The organism is Saccharopolyspora thermophila, assembly GCF_014646075.1.
Taxonomy (GTDB): Bacteria; Actinomycetota; Actinomycetes; order Mycobacteriales; family Pseudonocardiaceae; genus Saccharopolyspora; species Saccharopolyspora thermophila.
Genome location: NZ_BMMT01000018.1, coordinates 103,292 through 114,454, shown reverse-complemented (window position 1 = coordinate 114,454; position 11,163 = coordinate 103,292). Strand labels below are relative to the sequence as shown.

Below are 11,163 nucleotides of genomic sequence, written 5' to 3'. Positions count from 1 at the left end.
GCTTGAACAGGGTGAACAGGCCCCGGATGCACAGGATCAGGCCAAGGCCGATACCGATGGCCCATCCGGGGTTGACCAGCAGCCACACCAACGCCAAGGCGGCTGTGGTGGCCACCAGGATGAGCAGGCTGATCAGCAGTCCCTTGCCGGTGAGCTGGATGTACAACATGTCGTGACCTCTCTTTCTGGGCGGGGACCCGCCCGACTCGGTGGGGAAGGGCGTCAGCGGCGCGCCGACGCGGGAAAGGCGGCCTTGTCGCCGTACATGCGGTGATCCGCACTGGCGAGCAGGGTCGTCAGGTTGGCCGTGCTGGCGACGGCGGTCATGACCCCAAGCGCCATCGAGACCTTCACCGGCTGGCCGTGCACCTGGTCGATGGCGGCCACGGCTGTTTGGAACTGCCGGGCACGGTGTTCGGCCTGCTCCGCGGTCGTGGCGGGCAGGAGGATGGCGAACTCGTCGCCGTGCAGGCGCACGGGCAGTTCGCCGCGGTGCGCCGTCGACTTCAGCGCGGTGGCGACCGTGATGAGCACCTGGTCGCCGAAGCGGTGGCCGTGGGCGTCATTGACCGCCTTGAACCCGTTGAGGTCCCCCAGCGCCACGGCGACCAGGTGCTCACCGCGCCGACCGCGCCGAGCCCGGTTGAACGCCACCTCCAGGGCGGCTCGGTTGCCCAGGCCGGTCAGGGTGTCGGTCCGCAGCCGCCGTTGCAGGCGGTGAGCCCGCAGCCCGTACGCGGCGGTGGTAGCACTGGTGACAGCCAACGTCAGTTCTGCCAACATGATTAATGCCTCCAAGCGAGGTGAAGGCCCGCCCGGTGTGCTCTTGCCGGAGGCCGGGCGGGCCGCATGAACACGGGTCAGGCGATCTCTTCTTCGTCGTCGCCTTCCAGGTAGTCGACCTCTTCGACCTCGTCGTCTTCGAACTGCTCGAAATCCGTGTCGTACGGGTCGGCGGCCTGGTCCTCATCGACCTCGACCGGATCGCGGCGCAGCGGGGTGACGTTGCTCGGCTCGGTGCAGAACGCCACCAACTCAGCAATGTCCGCATCGTCGGTGTAGGCGACCCGGACCCGCAGCGGTTCGCGGCAGCCGTCGGTCTTCACATAGGCCACACCGGGCAGGTAGGTGGGGATCTTGTCGGCGAGCGCGCCCCGATCCCGCATGCCCTCACCCAGGCACATGTCCACATACGACGCCGAGTCCAGCCGCAACGCGACCTTAGTCGGGAACAGACCCCGCATGGGGATGACGTCCTTGGTCGGCTCCTGGGTGGCGGCGATGACCCGGCCGCCGACGGCTCGGTACTGCGTCAGGGCCTTGCTGATCAGCGGTTCGAAGGCCCGCACGATATCGCGGGCACCGTAGGCCGTCATCGTGGCCAACTCGTCGATGATCAGCAGCTCCAGCGGCGTTTCCACCGACGGCGTAGCCTTGCGCACTCCGTGCCGGCCCAGTTCGAGCTTGGTCGCATCCAATGTGCGCACGTACTTCTTCATCACCTTCAAACCGTCGACCTCGTTGTCCGCGAAGCGGTCGCCGCATAGCTCCCGGACCGCGCTGAACTCCATGCCGCCCTTGGGGTCGATCACCCACAGCCGCACGTGCCCTGCCCGGATCAGCGGAGCCATGGCCCGCAGCAGCGCCCACAGCCAGGAACCTTTACCCGCGCCGGTCTCGCCGCCAAAGAGGATGTGCAGGTCCCGCTCAGCCAGGTCGAAAGAGAAGTCGCGGCCGTACTCATCCCGGCCGATCACCAACCGCCGCAGATCCACCGCCCGCACCGACTCAGCCAGCTCCGGCAACGGGATGAACATCTCATCGAAGGGCTCGCGCCGCTGGAAGTCCAGGGCGATCTTGCCCGGCTTGAGCTCGCGGACGTTGGCCGCGCGCGCCCGGAACGCATTGGCCAGCCTGGTCATGACCTGTTCGAAGTCCTCCGGCTCCTGGCCCTTGGCCATCCGCACCTGCACCGAGTCCCACACCCAGCCGGAACGCACCCGGGTCACCTTCGGCACCAGGGTGTTGCCGCGGTGGTCGGTGGTGACCAGGTTGGTCGAGGCCATGATCTTCAGCCATTGCCGCTGGTAGATGATCCAGCGTCTCCACCACGCCCGCAGCAGGCGACCGGCGAACTGATCGAAGGTCGGTTGGTCCAGCAGTCGCCAGGACACCCCAGCGAGCACCGCGATCCCGGCGGCCCACAACACCGTCTGGTAGCCGAACCACAGCACCGCCGCCGAGGTCACCACCGTCGACCCCGAGGACCGGGGGTGCTTGACCACGAATCGCACGCCCCACCGAATCGGGGTCGTCTTCTCCGCGCCCACTCGCGTGTCCCGCATGTGTCGTCACCTTTCCTGCGAGCAGAAGAAAAGGGCGCCGGACTCCCACACTAAGCCCAGCGCCCTCGGCCGAAAATGTCGTACCGGTCAGTCGTCCCGGCGAGTCGTCATCGACAGATGCGCGACCAGATCTCCGACCGCGCGCCGCATCTTGTTCAACGGATCCCCCATACCCTTCGGAATCCCCAACTGCCGCACCGTCGAGGCCAACGTCAGCATGGTGGCGTCGATCTTGCGCACCGCCGCCTTCACGTCGTCGCCCTTGGAACCGAACATCTTCACTTCTTGTATCCCTTCGCCACGCTGGGACCACCCTTCTTGCCGATCCCATCCCGAACACCCGTCAACGCCGCCCGCGCCTTACCCGCCAGGTCCTGCGCGGTCTGGAATGCGCGCTTGTCCACGATGTCGTCTTCCAGAAACTCCACCTCGTCCAACGCCCGGTCCAACTCGTCAATCACGTCGCCGATCTTTTCCAGCCGCGACACAACCGGGGTGTTCCGCGCCAACCCCGGAATCTTGATCTCCATCAGCCGACCACTCCCTTTCCTTCTCTCCGCGTCACTTCTGGCCTGTGCCGTCCGACAGCACCGCCGCCACGACCGCCGATACGCCGAGGGCACCGACATGCCATGCCTGGTCCATGAGCGGAGCCCCGCCCCGATCCAAGAACCCGGCGTGCCCGGTCTTGCGCGCCAACGGGAACATCAGCCCGTGCTCACGGCGATCCGCCGCGTAATGCGTCACCGCCGAGATCACCTGTGCCGCAGCGATCGCACGCCCGGTCAACCCGAGGCCCAAAGCCTTGTTCAACCCCACCAACGTCATCGCCGACAAGGCCGTGTAGGACGCCACGTGCGCCGCGCACGCCCGAGCCCCTTCCGGACCGTGACACCCCTTGGTCTGCGCCTGCGCATCCGTCTGCACCCAGTAGTCACCGACCTGGTGCGCAGCAAACATGCCCGCGAACACCGCCGCGAACACCGAACCCCGAGACATTGCGCCACCCCTTCCGCTTACGAAAAGCTCAGCCCGCCGGTGATGTCGCCGTTGACAGCCACGTGCGTGCCCGCCTGCCCGAAGTTCAGGTTCACCACACCCCGGGAGACACCGAACGTCGCCTCACGCGCGTCAATGTCCCCGATGAACACCCGGACCGTGCCAGCCGCGGACTGGATCACCGACTCGGCGGCCTGGTCGTTGCGGTTACGCTTCACTTGCTCGTCCTTTCCTGTGAATCACCGATGCACCCGGAACCGTGGAAACCGAACACACCCATTGCTGATCACTTCCAATCGCCCGCGATCGACCGCAAGTTGTCCTCCGCCTGCCCCAACGCGGCCATCGCGAACGGCATCAACCAGTTGTTCACCCCGAACTTGGCCGCCGTCGCCCGGTCCAGCACATCCAGCCGGTCACTGATCGCCGCCAACTGCTCCACAATGGAGCCCAACTCCGCGGCTTCCGCACCCACCGCGCAAGCCCCCTCAGATCTCTTCATCGGCCCATCCCTTGCTGATCGACTCCAGCGCGTCCGCCGCGTGCTCCAAGTCCGCTCGCACGCCCAGCGTCTCCAGCGAACTCGGAGCCCCGTAGCGGCGAATACAGGCGCGACGGGTGCAGGTCTCCACGTCCTGCTCAATCGCCCGAATCTGCCTAGCAAGATCAGCCAGCCAATCCGAGCAGTAGCGTCGACTCATTGCCCCCACCTGAACAGCTTCCAGAAGCGCTTGCAGTTCACATCCATCGAGTGCGGGTAGCGCCACCGGTCGATGTGGCAGGCCCCGCAGTAACCCAACAGCATTGCGAAACTCCCTTTCCTGCTTGCCTTGCAGAAGGTCATGAAGACCCCCGGAGAACCGGAGGGGACAGATCCCCGGGGGTCAATATGGCCTCCCCGGCGCGGCTAAATTCGCGCCGTAAGAAGGCAAAGCTCGGCCCACTCTGGAATTCTCAAAGAGCCAGCCCGGAATCGGGCAGAAGAATTACTTCACGAAATGCGCGGAATTCGCCGCAATCAGCCCAGCGGGGTCAGACCGTCCGCCTTGAACGACAGGCCCGACATGAAGCGGTCCCCGTCCCGGCGCTCCCAGTGGCTCGCCGTCGCGTCGACCAACTGGACGTAGGTGCCCTCCTCAAAGCCCGGCCCCGGGTCGGCGGTCAGGGTCACCTTGATCTCCTCGCCCTTCTCTGCGAACCCGCCCGGCTGCGGCTTCCGCTTGGCGAACAGCGACACGACGAACTGCTGCGCCCCCTGACGGTCGGTGACCGGCACCATCTCGCCGTTGTCGTTCTCCCGCATCTTCAGCGTCGGGGCCTCCGTGATCATCAGCTTGTAGCCCTGCATGTTCACCGGGATGTTCTTCAGCATCTTCGTTCTCCGTTGGTTGTCGTCGCGGTGACTGACATAGACCAATATAGGTCGCTCTATATCGGTCTGCAAGTACTCCATCCGGGTGATCTATGTCGGAGTAGGTCAGACGGATAGACTCGCGGTATGGAGCAGTCGAACCCTGGGCTGGCCGCCTACCAACGCGTAGTCGAGGCGATCAAGCACGAGATCCGTACCGGAACGCTCTCGCCTGGCGACCGCCTGCCCGGGAATCGATCAGTGGCGGAGAAGTACGACGTCGCGCTTGGTACCGCCCAGAAGGCCCTTCGGGTGCTCCAGGACGAGGGCTGGTTGACCGCCACGCCGTCCGTCGGCGTCTTCGTCAGCAGCCAGCTCCCGTCCGATGAAGACGCCATCGACGTCCCCAAGGCCCTCGCCGAGCTGAAGTCGGAGCTCGCCAACCTCGCCAAGCGAGTCGAAGAACTCGAACGACGCTCGTAGCGGTTCGCTGTACCTCTTGCCGTCACACCACTAGCGTGCAGCGAACCGGCGCTGAAGAGAACTGGCCTAAACCCCACCTAACACTGAAGTTTCACTGCACCTCGGGCACTGAAGTTTCACTGCACTTCGGTGCAGCGCCGGTTCAGTGGAGGCGCGGAAAGTGGGAAGCTACCAGGCATGGAATTGAACGGCGCCCCTGCCACCATCGACCAGATCAAGGCACTGGCCTTGACGAACTACGGGCACTTCACATCGATGCTCGTCGAGGAGAACCGTGTCCGTGGTCTGTCGCTCCACATGGAGCGGTTGGCCCGGGACTGCCAGCACCTGTTCGGTGTGGAGCTCGACACCGATCGCGTGCGCAGGTATGTCCTGCAAGCGCTGCATGGCAGCGTGCAGCCCACTGTGGCGAGGGTGACCGTCTACGACCCCGCTATTGACCTCGGAACAGTCGGCTCCGACGCTGAACCTTCCGTCTTGGTCACCACCCGGCCCGCGGCTCAGGCGCAGCCGGAACCGTGGCGGCTCCAAGCGGTTTCCTACCGGCGAGATGAGCCAGCGGTGAAGCACGTCGGTCTCTTCGGCGCGATGATGCATCGGCGCTCTGCGCAGCGCGAGGGGTTCGACGATGTGCTCTTCCTGAATCCAGACGGCACGATCTCCGAGATCGCTACCTCGAACATCGGCTTCGTACGTGACGGTGAGATCGTCTGGCCGCGTTCGGAGTTCCTGGTCGGGGTAACCATGACACTGCTCCGCCAGGCCCTCGACGAGCCAGTCACCACGGAACCGCTCACGCTCTCGGATCTACCGCACATGGACGCCGCTTTCGCGACCAATGCGGCAACCGGCATCAGGCCCGTGCGCTCTGTGGACGGTACTGAGTGGCCTGTCGACCATAAGGTGTTTGGCGACCTACGTGAGCTTTACGCCGAAATCCCGCCGGAACACCTGTAGCAACGTCGCTTCGTCCGGTTACGCTCCTGGGGGGAAGATCACGCAGGGGGAGTAGCAGTTGGCGACGGTTCAGCACTGGACAGGGGCCGAGGTCAAGGCGTTGCGCGCGGCGAAGCGGATGAGCCTCAAGGAGTTCGCCGCGCACCTCGGCATCAGCGAGCGCCAGATCTCGAACTGGGAAAAGGCCGGGAAGGACATCAGTCCGCGGCCGGTCAATCAAGCAGCGCTCGACACGTGCCTCTCTCGCAGCGACCCGGAAACGCAAGCGCGCTTCGCCCACCTGGTCGGCGACTCGCTAGTTTCCGCTAGTCAGGGTGAGGCCAGCGTCGAGCCCATCGGGAGCAGCCAGGTGCGGCATCCCGCCGTTGGCAGCCTCATGGTGAAGGTCGACGGGAGCGTCTTCTTGTCCGGCCCGAGCAACGAACCAGTTTGGCTTCCCGCCTTCTACATCGACGTTCACCCGGTGAGCAATGCGGAGTACTCCCTGTTTCTCGCGGCGACCGGACACACGCCGCCCCAGCACTGGGAAGACGGAAAGTTCCCTGAGTATCTCGCCGATCACCCTGTCGTCTTCGTGACCTGGAAGGACGCTGCTGCCTACGCCGAGTGGGCAGGCAAAGCCCTCCCGACCGCGCAGCAGTGGGAGAAGGCAGCCCGCGGCACACGGGGCAACGTCTACCCGTGGGGCGACCAACCGACCCCGGCGAAGTGCAACGTGAGGGAGAACGGGGTCGGCTCCACGACGCCGGTCGATCGGTACCAGAGCGGCGTCAGCCCGTACGGCGTCTACGACATGTGCGGCAACGTCTGGGAGTGGTGCTCCACGGAGTCGCGGCCAGGGCGGCGCGAGTTGAAGGGCGGGGCCTGGACGAGCCCGTTCAATCGCTGCACGCCTTCCTCCTTCAACGACGCCGCCGAGACGATGTGCGACGACGACACCGGCTTCCGGTGCGTTGTGCCCGCCGACGTGCTGGAGAAGATGCTCAACGGCTAGATCGACGGCCGGGATGGGCGCTGCTTGGTTCACGCCGAGCAGCGCCCTTCGTCTTCGTGCTGGCCAGGCCCGCTCCTGCACCATGTCTGGAACTCTTCCATGGTTGTGAAGCCGCGGACCGGGATGAAGGCGAACGGCCGCGCATCGTCGACCTCTCCGGCCAGGCGGCGGACGTACTCGACGAACCCGAAGACTTGAACGACCTCGCCGCCTGGCCACACGTAGGTCAGCCCGTGGATGCCGAACGCCCACGCCCCACGGTCCATGTCCGCCTCCCGGAAGTGCACCAGAATGGAACATCTGGAACATCTGTAAACTGCGGAACAACAGTAACATTAGGAAAGACGGCGTGGCTGGAAGTTCGTAGTTTCGGGCCATGCCTGGTTCGGCGCGCCTTGTCAGCAGCTCGGAGGTTGCTCGTGAGCTGGGTGTGACTCGTCAGACCGTGGCTCGCTGGGTGCGCCAGGGAATCATCACGCCTGCGGCCGTGACTGCTGGCGGGCAAGCTCGGTTCGACGTCGACCAGGTGAAGCAGCAACTCCGCGAACACGGCCGCAAGCAGCGCGCCGAAGACTGAGCATCGCTGGGGGTGCGGCTCGTGACCGATGACGAGGCTCCGCTGATCTCCAGTGCGGAGCTGGCCAGGAAGCTTGGCTTGGCGCGGCGGACGATCTCGCACTACGCGAAGCAGGGATGGATCACGCCCGCCGTAATCACCCCAGGTGGGCAATACCGGTGGCGCTACAAAGACGTTCTGGCCGAGATGCGCAAGCTTGCCGAGCAGCGCCGCCAGGAGCGCGACTAGCCGGGCCCCGGTCGTGGTGCACTCGTTCGACGGAACCGCAGTGCCGCGATCATTGCCACACTGATCTTCATGCCTTCTTCGAGTCGCCGGACGGATGCCGAGGATGCGCCGAAGCGCGGGACCTGTCCCGGTTGTGGCCAGGTCGTCAACGCCAACCCGAGCCAGGGCCGTTACCAGCAGGCATCCTGCGCGATGGACAAGCAGCCGGTGAACTGCAAGTTGTTGGTACGACGATGTGCACCTACACCGCGTTGGTGCGCGCGCTAGGTGGGTGGCCTGCCCTGTTCGCTGACGAAGACGTTGCCTTGATGTTGGCAGTCGAAGCAGTGGCACCCGGACTCATGCTTGCCGAACCAGGACTCCACTACCGAAAGTGGCCAGGTGCCACCACGGCCAACGTTCAGGACTACAGGCCAGAGCAAGGACACGCGAGGAACGAAGTGATCCTTTCGCGTGTGGACGCGCTTCAGGAAATCGGGTGGCGGTGGAACCCGGCGAGAGCTGAGATCATCTAACAGAACCCTGCATCAAAACATGATTACGGCGCTGTTTGGTGGAAGCCAGCAGCGCCGAATCTTTGGATCAGGTTCCTGAGTCTGGCGTCGCTGCATGCCACGGCAAGGGCGCGCCGGACTCGTCGACGCTGCGCGCGGCCTCCTTCATAGCAGCCTCGTACACATGCCGCCGGCTGCAGAGCAAGGATCGGCGAACCCGCCCTTCGTAGGTACGAAATACCTCGTAATAACCCTCATCGAACTCTTCGATCGCCTGGAACGTCCAGCGGCCGGGAAGAACGTTGCGGCCTACAAGGTCGCGTTCGATGGCATCGGCAAGCTCGGTGTGACCAGTGGCCCTGAGCGCCTGAACAGACGCGTTGAGCTTATCGTTGGCTGAGCCGATCAACTGATGCCACTCGTAGAGGTGACCGCGTGCCCGCTCGACGGTCTCTAGCGCCTCGGTCACCTTGCTAGCGGCATCTACCGTAGCCACATCGGCACCGTCAGGCCACCGATGACGCTCAGCTGGATGGTCCAACGCCTGCTGACTGTCGCGCTGGTCAAGGTCTTCCGTATCTGTCATCAACCAGCATTCTGCACCCAATGGTTTCGGGTCTGCTCGCTGAGACTCCAGGGAACCTACTTCCGGTTCAGACCGCCATGCGCATCCTCATGATCGTTGAGCTCCTGACGCTGCCCACGCTCGAACCGCTGCCCGCACACGTAACACGACCACACCAACCGCGCATGCCACTCGGCGACGGTTTCTCCGGGTCGACGTGCCATGTGCGGCTTCCAACCACCAAGCTTGTGTACTTCGATCTGATCGGCATGTTCCGCAGCTTTGCTGTGAAGCGGCGCTAGCCGCCAGTCGTAACCGGTCATCCACGGCACCACCTCAGCCCTGCGGCACGTCTTGGTCACGCACTCGCGAGTATAGGCGTCTCAGTACCTTCCTGTACCTCTATGTACCTCACTGAATGTAGTGGTTTGTTTGTGCAGGTCACCGGGTAGTCATCGTGCTATGCGTGTGGGAGTCCCGAAGGGAACGAATCGACCACGACGGCCCGGCGACGCTGTGGAAGCAGGTTGCCGACGACGTTGCCGCCGATATCGCAGCGGGTGACCTGTCGCCTGGCGCGCGTTTGCCGACTGAACTGGAGCTCGCAGAGATCTACGGCGTTGCTCGTGGCACCATCCGCCGTGCTGTCGCCGACCTCGTCGAGCGGGGCGCCGTTGTCGTGGTTCACGGCCGGGGCACGTTCGTAGCAGACGTCCCGGCAGAGCGCTAGGAGCGCGGGTAACTACGGCAGTAGGGTGAAGGCTGGGATGTGGTTCGGGCGGACCACGGAGAAGTGACGGCGGTCCACGGTGGCGACCTGGTGCAGCCCGAACCGTTCAGCGAGTGCCACGACACACGCGTCAGCCGTACCGAGCGGCAGGCTCGCGTACGTCCTGACGAGTTCAGCCACGCGCCGACGGTCAGCAGTCGTCATGGACACCACGTCGAACGGGCCGTCGATGGTGTCTTCCAAGAATCGCACCTCGGCATCCGGGCCACCCTGGGTAGCAACCATGTAGGTGATCTCCGTGATCAACGGCTCTGGGATGAGCAGCGGCCCCGGGACCGAGACCAGAAGCCGAGCGCATGCCTCGTGATGCTGGTCGGCGGCGTTCATCATGGCGACCACCGGGCCGGTATCCACCACGAGCGCAGACGCGGGAACAGACCATTCGGCGCTCAAGAGTGGCGGCCCCGCCCCAGTTCCTCCCGCACGATGTCCTTCGCCCGCGCAGCCAGGTCAGGCGGCCCCGAGAAGGCACCCATTGACCGGAAGTGCCGTCGAGGTTGGGCTACGTCTTCACGACGGCCGACCAGGTGCCGCAGGTAGTCGCGGACCTGCTCCAGTTCGTCCGACGGCACCTCGTCCACCAGGTGGTGCAGCTCGTCCCGCGTGACGCTCATGCCCCGAGGCTACCGGCGAGACCCGCCAGGCCCCAGCGTGCGTGTCTAAACTTTCTCTACTTCATCAAGGGCGGCCCCTGCGGGGCCGCCTGCCTGCTGTATGCGAGCCCAACCGCAGACCGCCGCCCCTGCTGTCTGCGAGCTCGGCCCCAGGCCGACCGCCGGCCGGGCGTGCGGCTCGCTGCGCTCACCGGTCCCGGCCGGCGGTCGGCGGGCCGGGCGCGAGCGGAAGGGGCGGCGGCCGCGGCTGGGCGCGAGCGGAAGGCAGGCGACCCCGCAGGGACCGCCAGACGGAGAACTTCAGCCGCGGACGTCCCGACCGCACGGGGTCGCCTGGGCGAGCCTTCGAAGAACGGTGCTGGGCGCGCTGGCAGGATGGTCGCCTTGCCCCTCCAGCTGGCACCGCCGCCGTCCTGCTGCATGCGTGCTCACCGGCTTGTGGTCCCTTACAGGCCGAACTGGTGTTGAGAACTCCCACAGGTGCGGTCACGGCGCGAGGGGCGGGCAATGTCCGGGGGTTCTGGCACCCTCGGACACGGTGCGCCGAACCGGCCGAGCCCGGCGACCGGAAGGAGGCAGCGGTGAGCGACTGCGTTGACGGCTCCTGGACGCAGGAATTGGAAAAGGATCTAGGCGAGGCCCTCGATCTCCTCGACCAGGTGGCGCAGGGCCAGGACGTGCGTGACCGCGCGGCGCAGTTCCTCAACAAGCGCCCCCGGCGGTTCGAGCGTCTGCAGCAGGCGGCTACGCGGTCGCGGCCCTGATC

At 65.3% G+C, this 11,163-nt stretch carries 21 protein-coding genes; 7 read left to right on the top strand and 14 right to left on the bottom strand.

The window, feature by feature from the left end; genetic code table 11:
* Positions 1–222: 222 nt before the first annotated feature.
* The 9 genes from IEY17_RS21610 to IEY17_RS21570 all read right to left on the bottom strand — a co-directional run bounded on the left by IEY17_RS21610 (position 223) and on the right by IEY17_RS21570 (position 4,716).
* The gene (locus tag IEY17_RS21610; protein ID WP_188990625.1) at positions 223–783 is read right to left on the bottom strand and encodes a GGDEF domain-containing protein; all 561 of its coding nucleotides are present in this window, start codon (positions 781–783) and stop codon (positions 223–225) included.
* Between the two features lie 77 nt (positions 784–860).
* On the bottom strand, positions 861–2,345 hold the full coding sequence (locus tag IEY17_RS21605; protein ID WP_188990623.1) for an FtsK/SpoIIIE domain-containing protein: 1,485 nt from the start codon (positions 2,343–2,345) through the stop codon (positions 861–863).
* Between the two features lie 87 nt (positions 2,346–2,432).
* Complete coding sequence (locus tag IEY17_RS21600) at positions 2,433–2,621, bottom strand: hypothetical protein (RefSeq protein ID WP_188990621.1); 189 nt, start codon at positions 2,619–2,621, stop codon at positions 2,433–2,435.
* Positions 2,622–2,623: 2 nt separating this feature from the next.
* A complete protein-coding gene (locus IEY17_RS21595; protein ID WP_188990619.1) occupies positions 2,624–2,875 on the bottom strand; it encodes a hypothetical protein in 252 nt (83 codons plus the stop codon).
* A 31-nt stretch (positions 2,876–2,906) separates the two neighbouring features.
* Positions 2,907–3,329 carry a transcriptional regulator gene (locus tag IEY17_RS21590; protein ID WP_229680398.1) on the bottom strand — a complete coding sequence of 141 codons (423 nt, stop codon included), beginning with the start codon at positions 3,327–3,329 and terminating at the stop codon, positions 2,907–2,909.
* A gap of 32 nt (positions 3,330–3,361) precedes the next feature.
* Entirely contained in the window at positions 3,362–3,562 is a 201-nt protein-coding gene (locus IEY17_RS21585; protein WP_188990615.1) for a hypothetical protein, read from the bottom strand.
* 68 nt (positions 3,563–3,630) lie between these two features.
* Complete coding sequence (locus IEY17_RS21580; protein ID WP_188990613.1) at positions 3,631–3,846, bottom strand: hypothetical protein; 216 nt, start codon at positions 3,844–3,846, stop codon at positions 3,631–3,633.
* Positions 3,833–4,045, bottom strand: a complete 213-nt coding sequence (locus IEY17_RS21575; protein ID WP_188990611.1) for a hypothetical protein — start codon at positions 4,043–4,045, stop codon at positions 3,833–3,835. Before IEY17_RS21575 ends, IEY17_RS21580 begins: the two co-directional genes overlap by 14 nt.
* A gap of 317 nt (positions 4,046–4,362) precedes the next feature.
* A complete protein-coding gene (locus IEY17_RS21570) occupies positions 4,363–4,716 on the bottom strand; it encodes a hypothetical protein (RefSeq protein ID WP_188990609.1) in 354 nt (117 codons plus the stop codon).
* Between the two features lie 126 nt (positions 4,717–4,842).
* On the opposite strand from IEY17_RS21570, the gene IEY17_RS21565 reads away from it, so the two are divergent.
* The 3 genes from IEY17_RS21565 to IEY17_RS21555 all read left to right on the top strand — a co-directional run bounded on the left by IEY17_RS21565 (position 4,843) and on the right by IEY17_RS21555 (position 7,129).
* Positions 4,843–5,178 (top strand): GntR family transcriptional regulator, encoded by a 336-nt coding sequence (locus tag IEY17_RS21565; protein ID WP_188990607.1) that lies wholly within the window; start codon positions 4,843–4,845, stop codon positions 5,176–5,178.
* A 177-nt stretch (positions 5,179–5,355) separates the two neighbouring features.
* A complete protein-coding gene (locus tag IEY17_RS21560; RefSeq protein WP_188990605.1) occupies positions 5,356–6,135 on the top strand; it encodes an aminotransferase class IV family protein in 780 nt (259 codons plus the stop codon).
* A 58-nt stretch (positions 6,136–6,193) separates the two neighbouring features.
* Positions 6,194–7,129 (top strand): SUMF1/EgtB/PvdO family nonheme iron enzyme, encoded by a 936-nt coding sequence (locus IEY17_RS21555; protein ID WP_188990603.1) that lies wholly within the window; start codon positions 6,194–6,196, stop codon positions 7,127–7,129.
* Between the two features lie 29 nt (positions 7,130–7,158).
* Here IEY17_RS21555 and IEY17_RS21550 read toward each other — a convergent pair whose 3' ends face one another.
* Positions 7,159–7,416 (bottom strand): hypothetical protein, encoded by a 258-nt coding sequence (locus IEY17_RS21550; RefSeq protein ID WP_188990594.1) that lies wholly within the window; start codon positions 7,414–7,416, stop codon positions 7,159–7,161.
* Between the two features lie 89 nt (positions 7,417–7,505).
* On the opposite strand from IEY17_RS21550, the gene IEY17_RS21545 reads away from it, so the two are divergent.
* The gene (locus IEY17_RS21545) at positions 7,506–7,706 is read left to right on the top strand and encodes a MerR family transcriptional regulator (RefSeq protein ID WP_188990593.1); all 201 of its coding nucleotides are present in this window, start codon (positions 7,506–7,508) and stop codon (positions 7,704–7,706) included.
* 21 nt (positions 7,707–7,727) lie between these two features.
* Positions 7,728–7,934, top strand: a complete 207-nt coding sequence (locus IEY17_RS21540) for a MerR family DNA-binding transcriptional regulator (protein WP_188990591.1) — start codon at positions 7,728–7,730, stop codon at positions 7,932–7,934.
* A gap of 582 nt (positions 7,935–8,516) precedes the next feature.
* Here the strand turns inward: IEY17_RS21540 and IEY17_RS21535 are convergent.
* A complete protein-coding gene (locus tag IEY17_RS21535) occupies positions 8,517–9,014 on the bottom strand; it encodes a hypothetical protein (protein ID WP_229680397.1) in 498 nt (165 codons plus the stop codon).
* A 56-nt stretch (positions 9,015–9,070) separates the two neighbouring features.
* On the bottom strand, positions 9,071–9,316 hold the full coding sequence (locus tag IEY17_RS21530; RefSeq protein WP_188990589.1) for a hypothetical protein: 246 nt from the start codon (positions 9,314–9,316) through the stop codon (positions 9,071–9,073).
* A 143-nt stretch (positions 9,317–9,459) separates the two neighbouring features.
* Between IEY17_RS21530 and IEY17_RS21525 the strand changes: the two genes are divergently transcribed.
* Positions 9,460–9,723: a GntR family transcriptional regulator gene (locus IEY17_RS21525; protein WP_229680396.1), complete on the top strand. Its 264-nt coding sequence runs from the start codon at positions 9,460–9,462 to the stop codon at positions 9,721–9,723.
* Between the two features lie 12 nt (positions 9,724–9,735).
* Here the strand turns inward: IEY17_RS21525 and IEY17_RS21520 are convergent, their stop codons facing one another.
* On the bottom strand, positions 9,736–10,176 hold the full coding sequence (locus IEY17_RS21520; protein ID WP_229680395.1) for a type II toxin-antitoxin system VapC family toxin: 441 nt from the start codon (positions 10,174–10,176) through the stop codon (positions 9,736–9,738).
* Complete coding sequence (locus IEY17_RS21515) at positions 10,173–10,397, bottom strand: hypothetical protein (RefSeq protein WP_188990587.1); 225 nt, start codon at positions 10,395–10,397, stop codon at positions 10,173–10,175. Before IEY17_RS21515 ends, IEY17_RS21520 begins: the two co-directional genes overlap by 4 nt.
* 581 nt (positions 10,398–10,978) lie before the next feature.
* On the opposite strand from IEY17_RS21515, the gene IEY17_RS21510 reads away from it, so the two are divergent.
* Positions 10,979–11,161: a hypothetical protein gene (locus tag IEY17_RS21510; RefSeq protein ID WP_188990585.1), complete on the top strand. Its 183-nt coding sequence runs from the start codon at positions 10,979–10,981 to the stop codon at positions 11,159–11,161.
* The last annotated feature ends 2 nt before the right edge of the window (positions 11,162–11,163 follow it).

Bases quoted from the DNA above. Each gene is read 5' to 3' on its own strand.
- IEY17_RS21610 (WP_188990625.1), bottom strand. From the start codon at position 783: ATGTTGGCAGAACTGACGTTGGCTGTCACCAGTGCTACCACCGCCGCG.
- IEY17_RS21595 (WP_188990619.1), bottom strand. From the start codon at position 2,875: ATGGAGATCAAGATTCCGGGGTTGGCGCGGAACACCCCGGTTGTGTCG.
- IEY17_RS21580 (WP_188990613.1), bottom strand. From the start codon at position 3,846: ATGAAGAGATCTGAGGGGGCTTGCGCGGTGGGTGCGGAAGCCGCGGAG.
- IEY17_RS21530 (WP_188990589.1), bottom strand. From the start codon at position 9,316: ATGACCGGTTACGACTGGCGGCTAGCGCCGCTTCACAGCAAAGCTGCG.
- IEY17_RS21515 (WP_188990587.1), bottom strand. From the start codon at position 10,397: ATGAGCGTCACGCGGGACGAGCTGCACCACCTGGTGGACGAGGTGCCG.
- IEY17_RS21570 (WP_188990609.1), bottom strand. From the start codon at position 4,716: ATGCTGAAGAACATCCCGGTGAACATGCAGGGCTACAAGCTGATGATC.
- IEY17_RS21560 (WP_188990605.1), top strand. From the start codon at position 5,356: ATGGAATTGAACGGCGCCCCTGCCACCATCGACCAGATCAAGGCACTG.
- IEY17_RS21565 (WP_188990607.1), top strand. From the start codon at position 4,843: ATGGAGCAGTCGAACCCTGGGCTGGCCGCCTACCAACGCGTAGTCGAG.
- IEY17_RS21575 (WP_188990611.1), bottom strand. From the start codon at position 4,045: ATGAGTCGACGCTACTGCTCGGATTGGCTGGCTGATCTTGCTAGGCAG.
- IEY17_RS21535 (WP_229680397.1), bottom strand. From the start codon at position 9,014: ATGACAGATACGGAAGACCTTGACCAGCGCGACAGTCAGCAGGCGTTG.
- IEY17_RS21545 (WP_188990593.1), top strand. From the start codon at position 7,506: ATGCCTGGTTCGGCGCGCCTTGTCAGCAGCTCGGAGGTTGCTCGTGAG.
- IEY17_RS21600 (WP_188990621.1), bottom strand. From the start codon at position 2,621: ATGTTCGGTTCCAAGGGCGACGACGTGAAGGCGGCGGTGCGCAAGATC.
- IEY17_RS21605 (WP_188990623.1), bottom strand. From the start codon at position 2,345: ATGCGGGACACGCGAGTGGGCGCGGAGAAGACGACCCCGATTCGGTGG.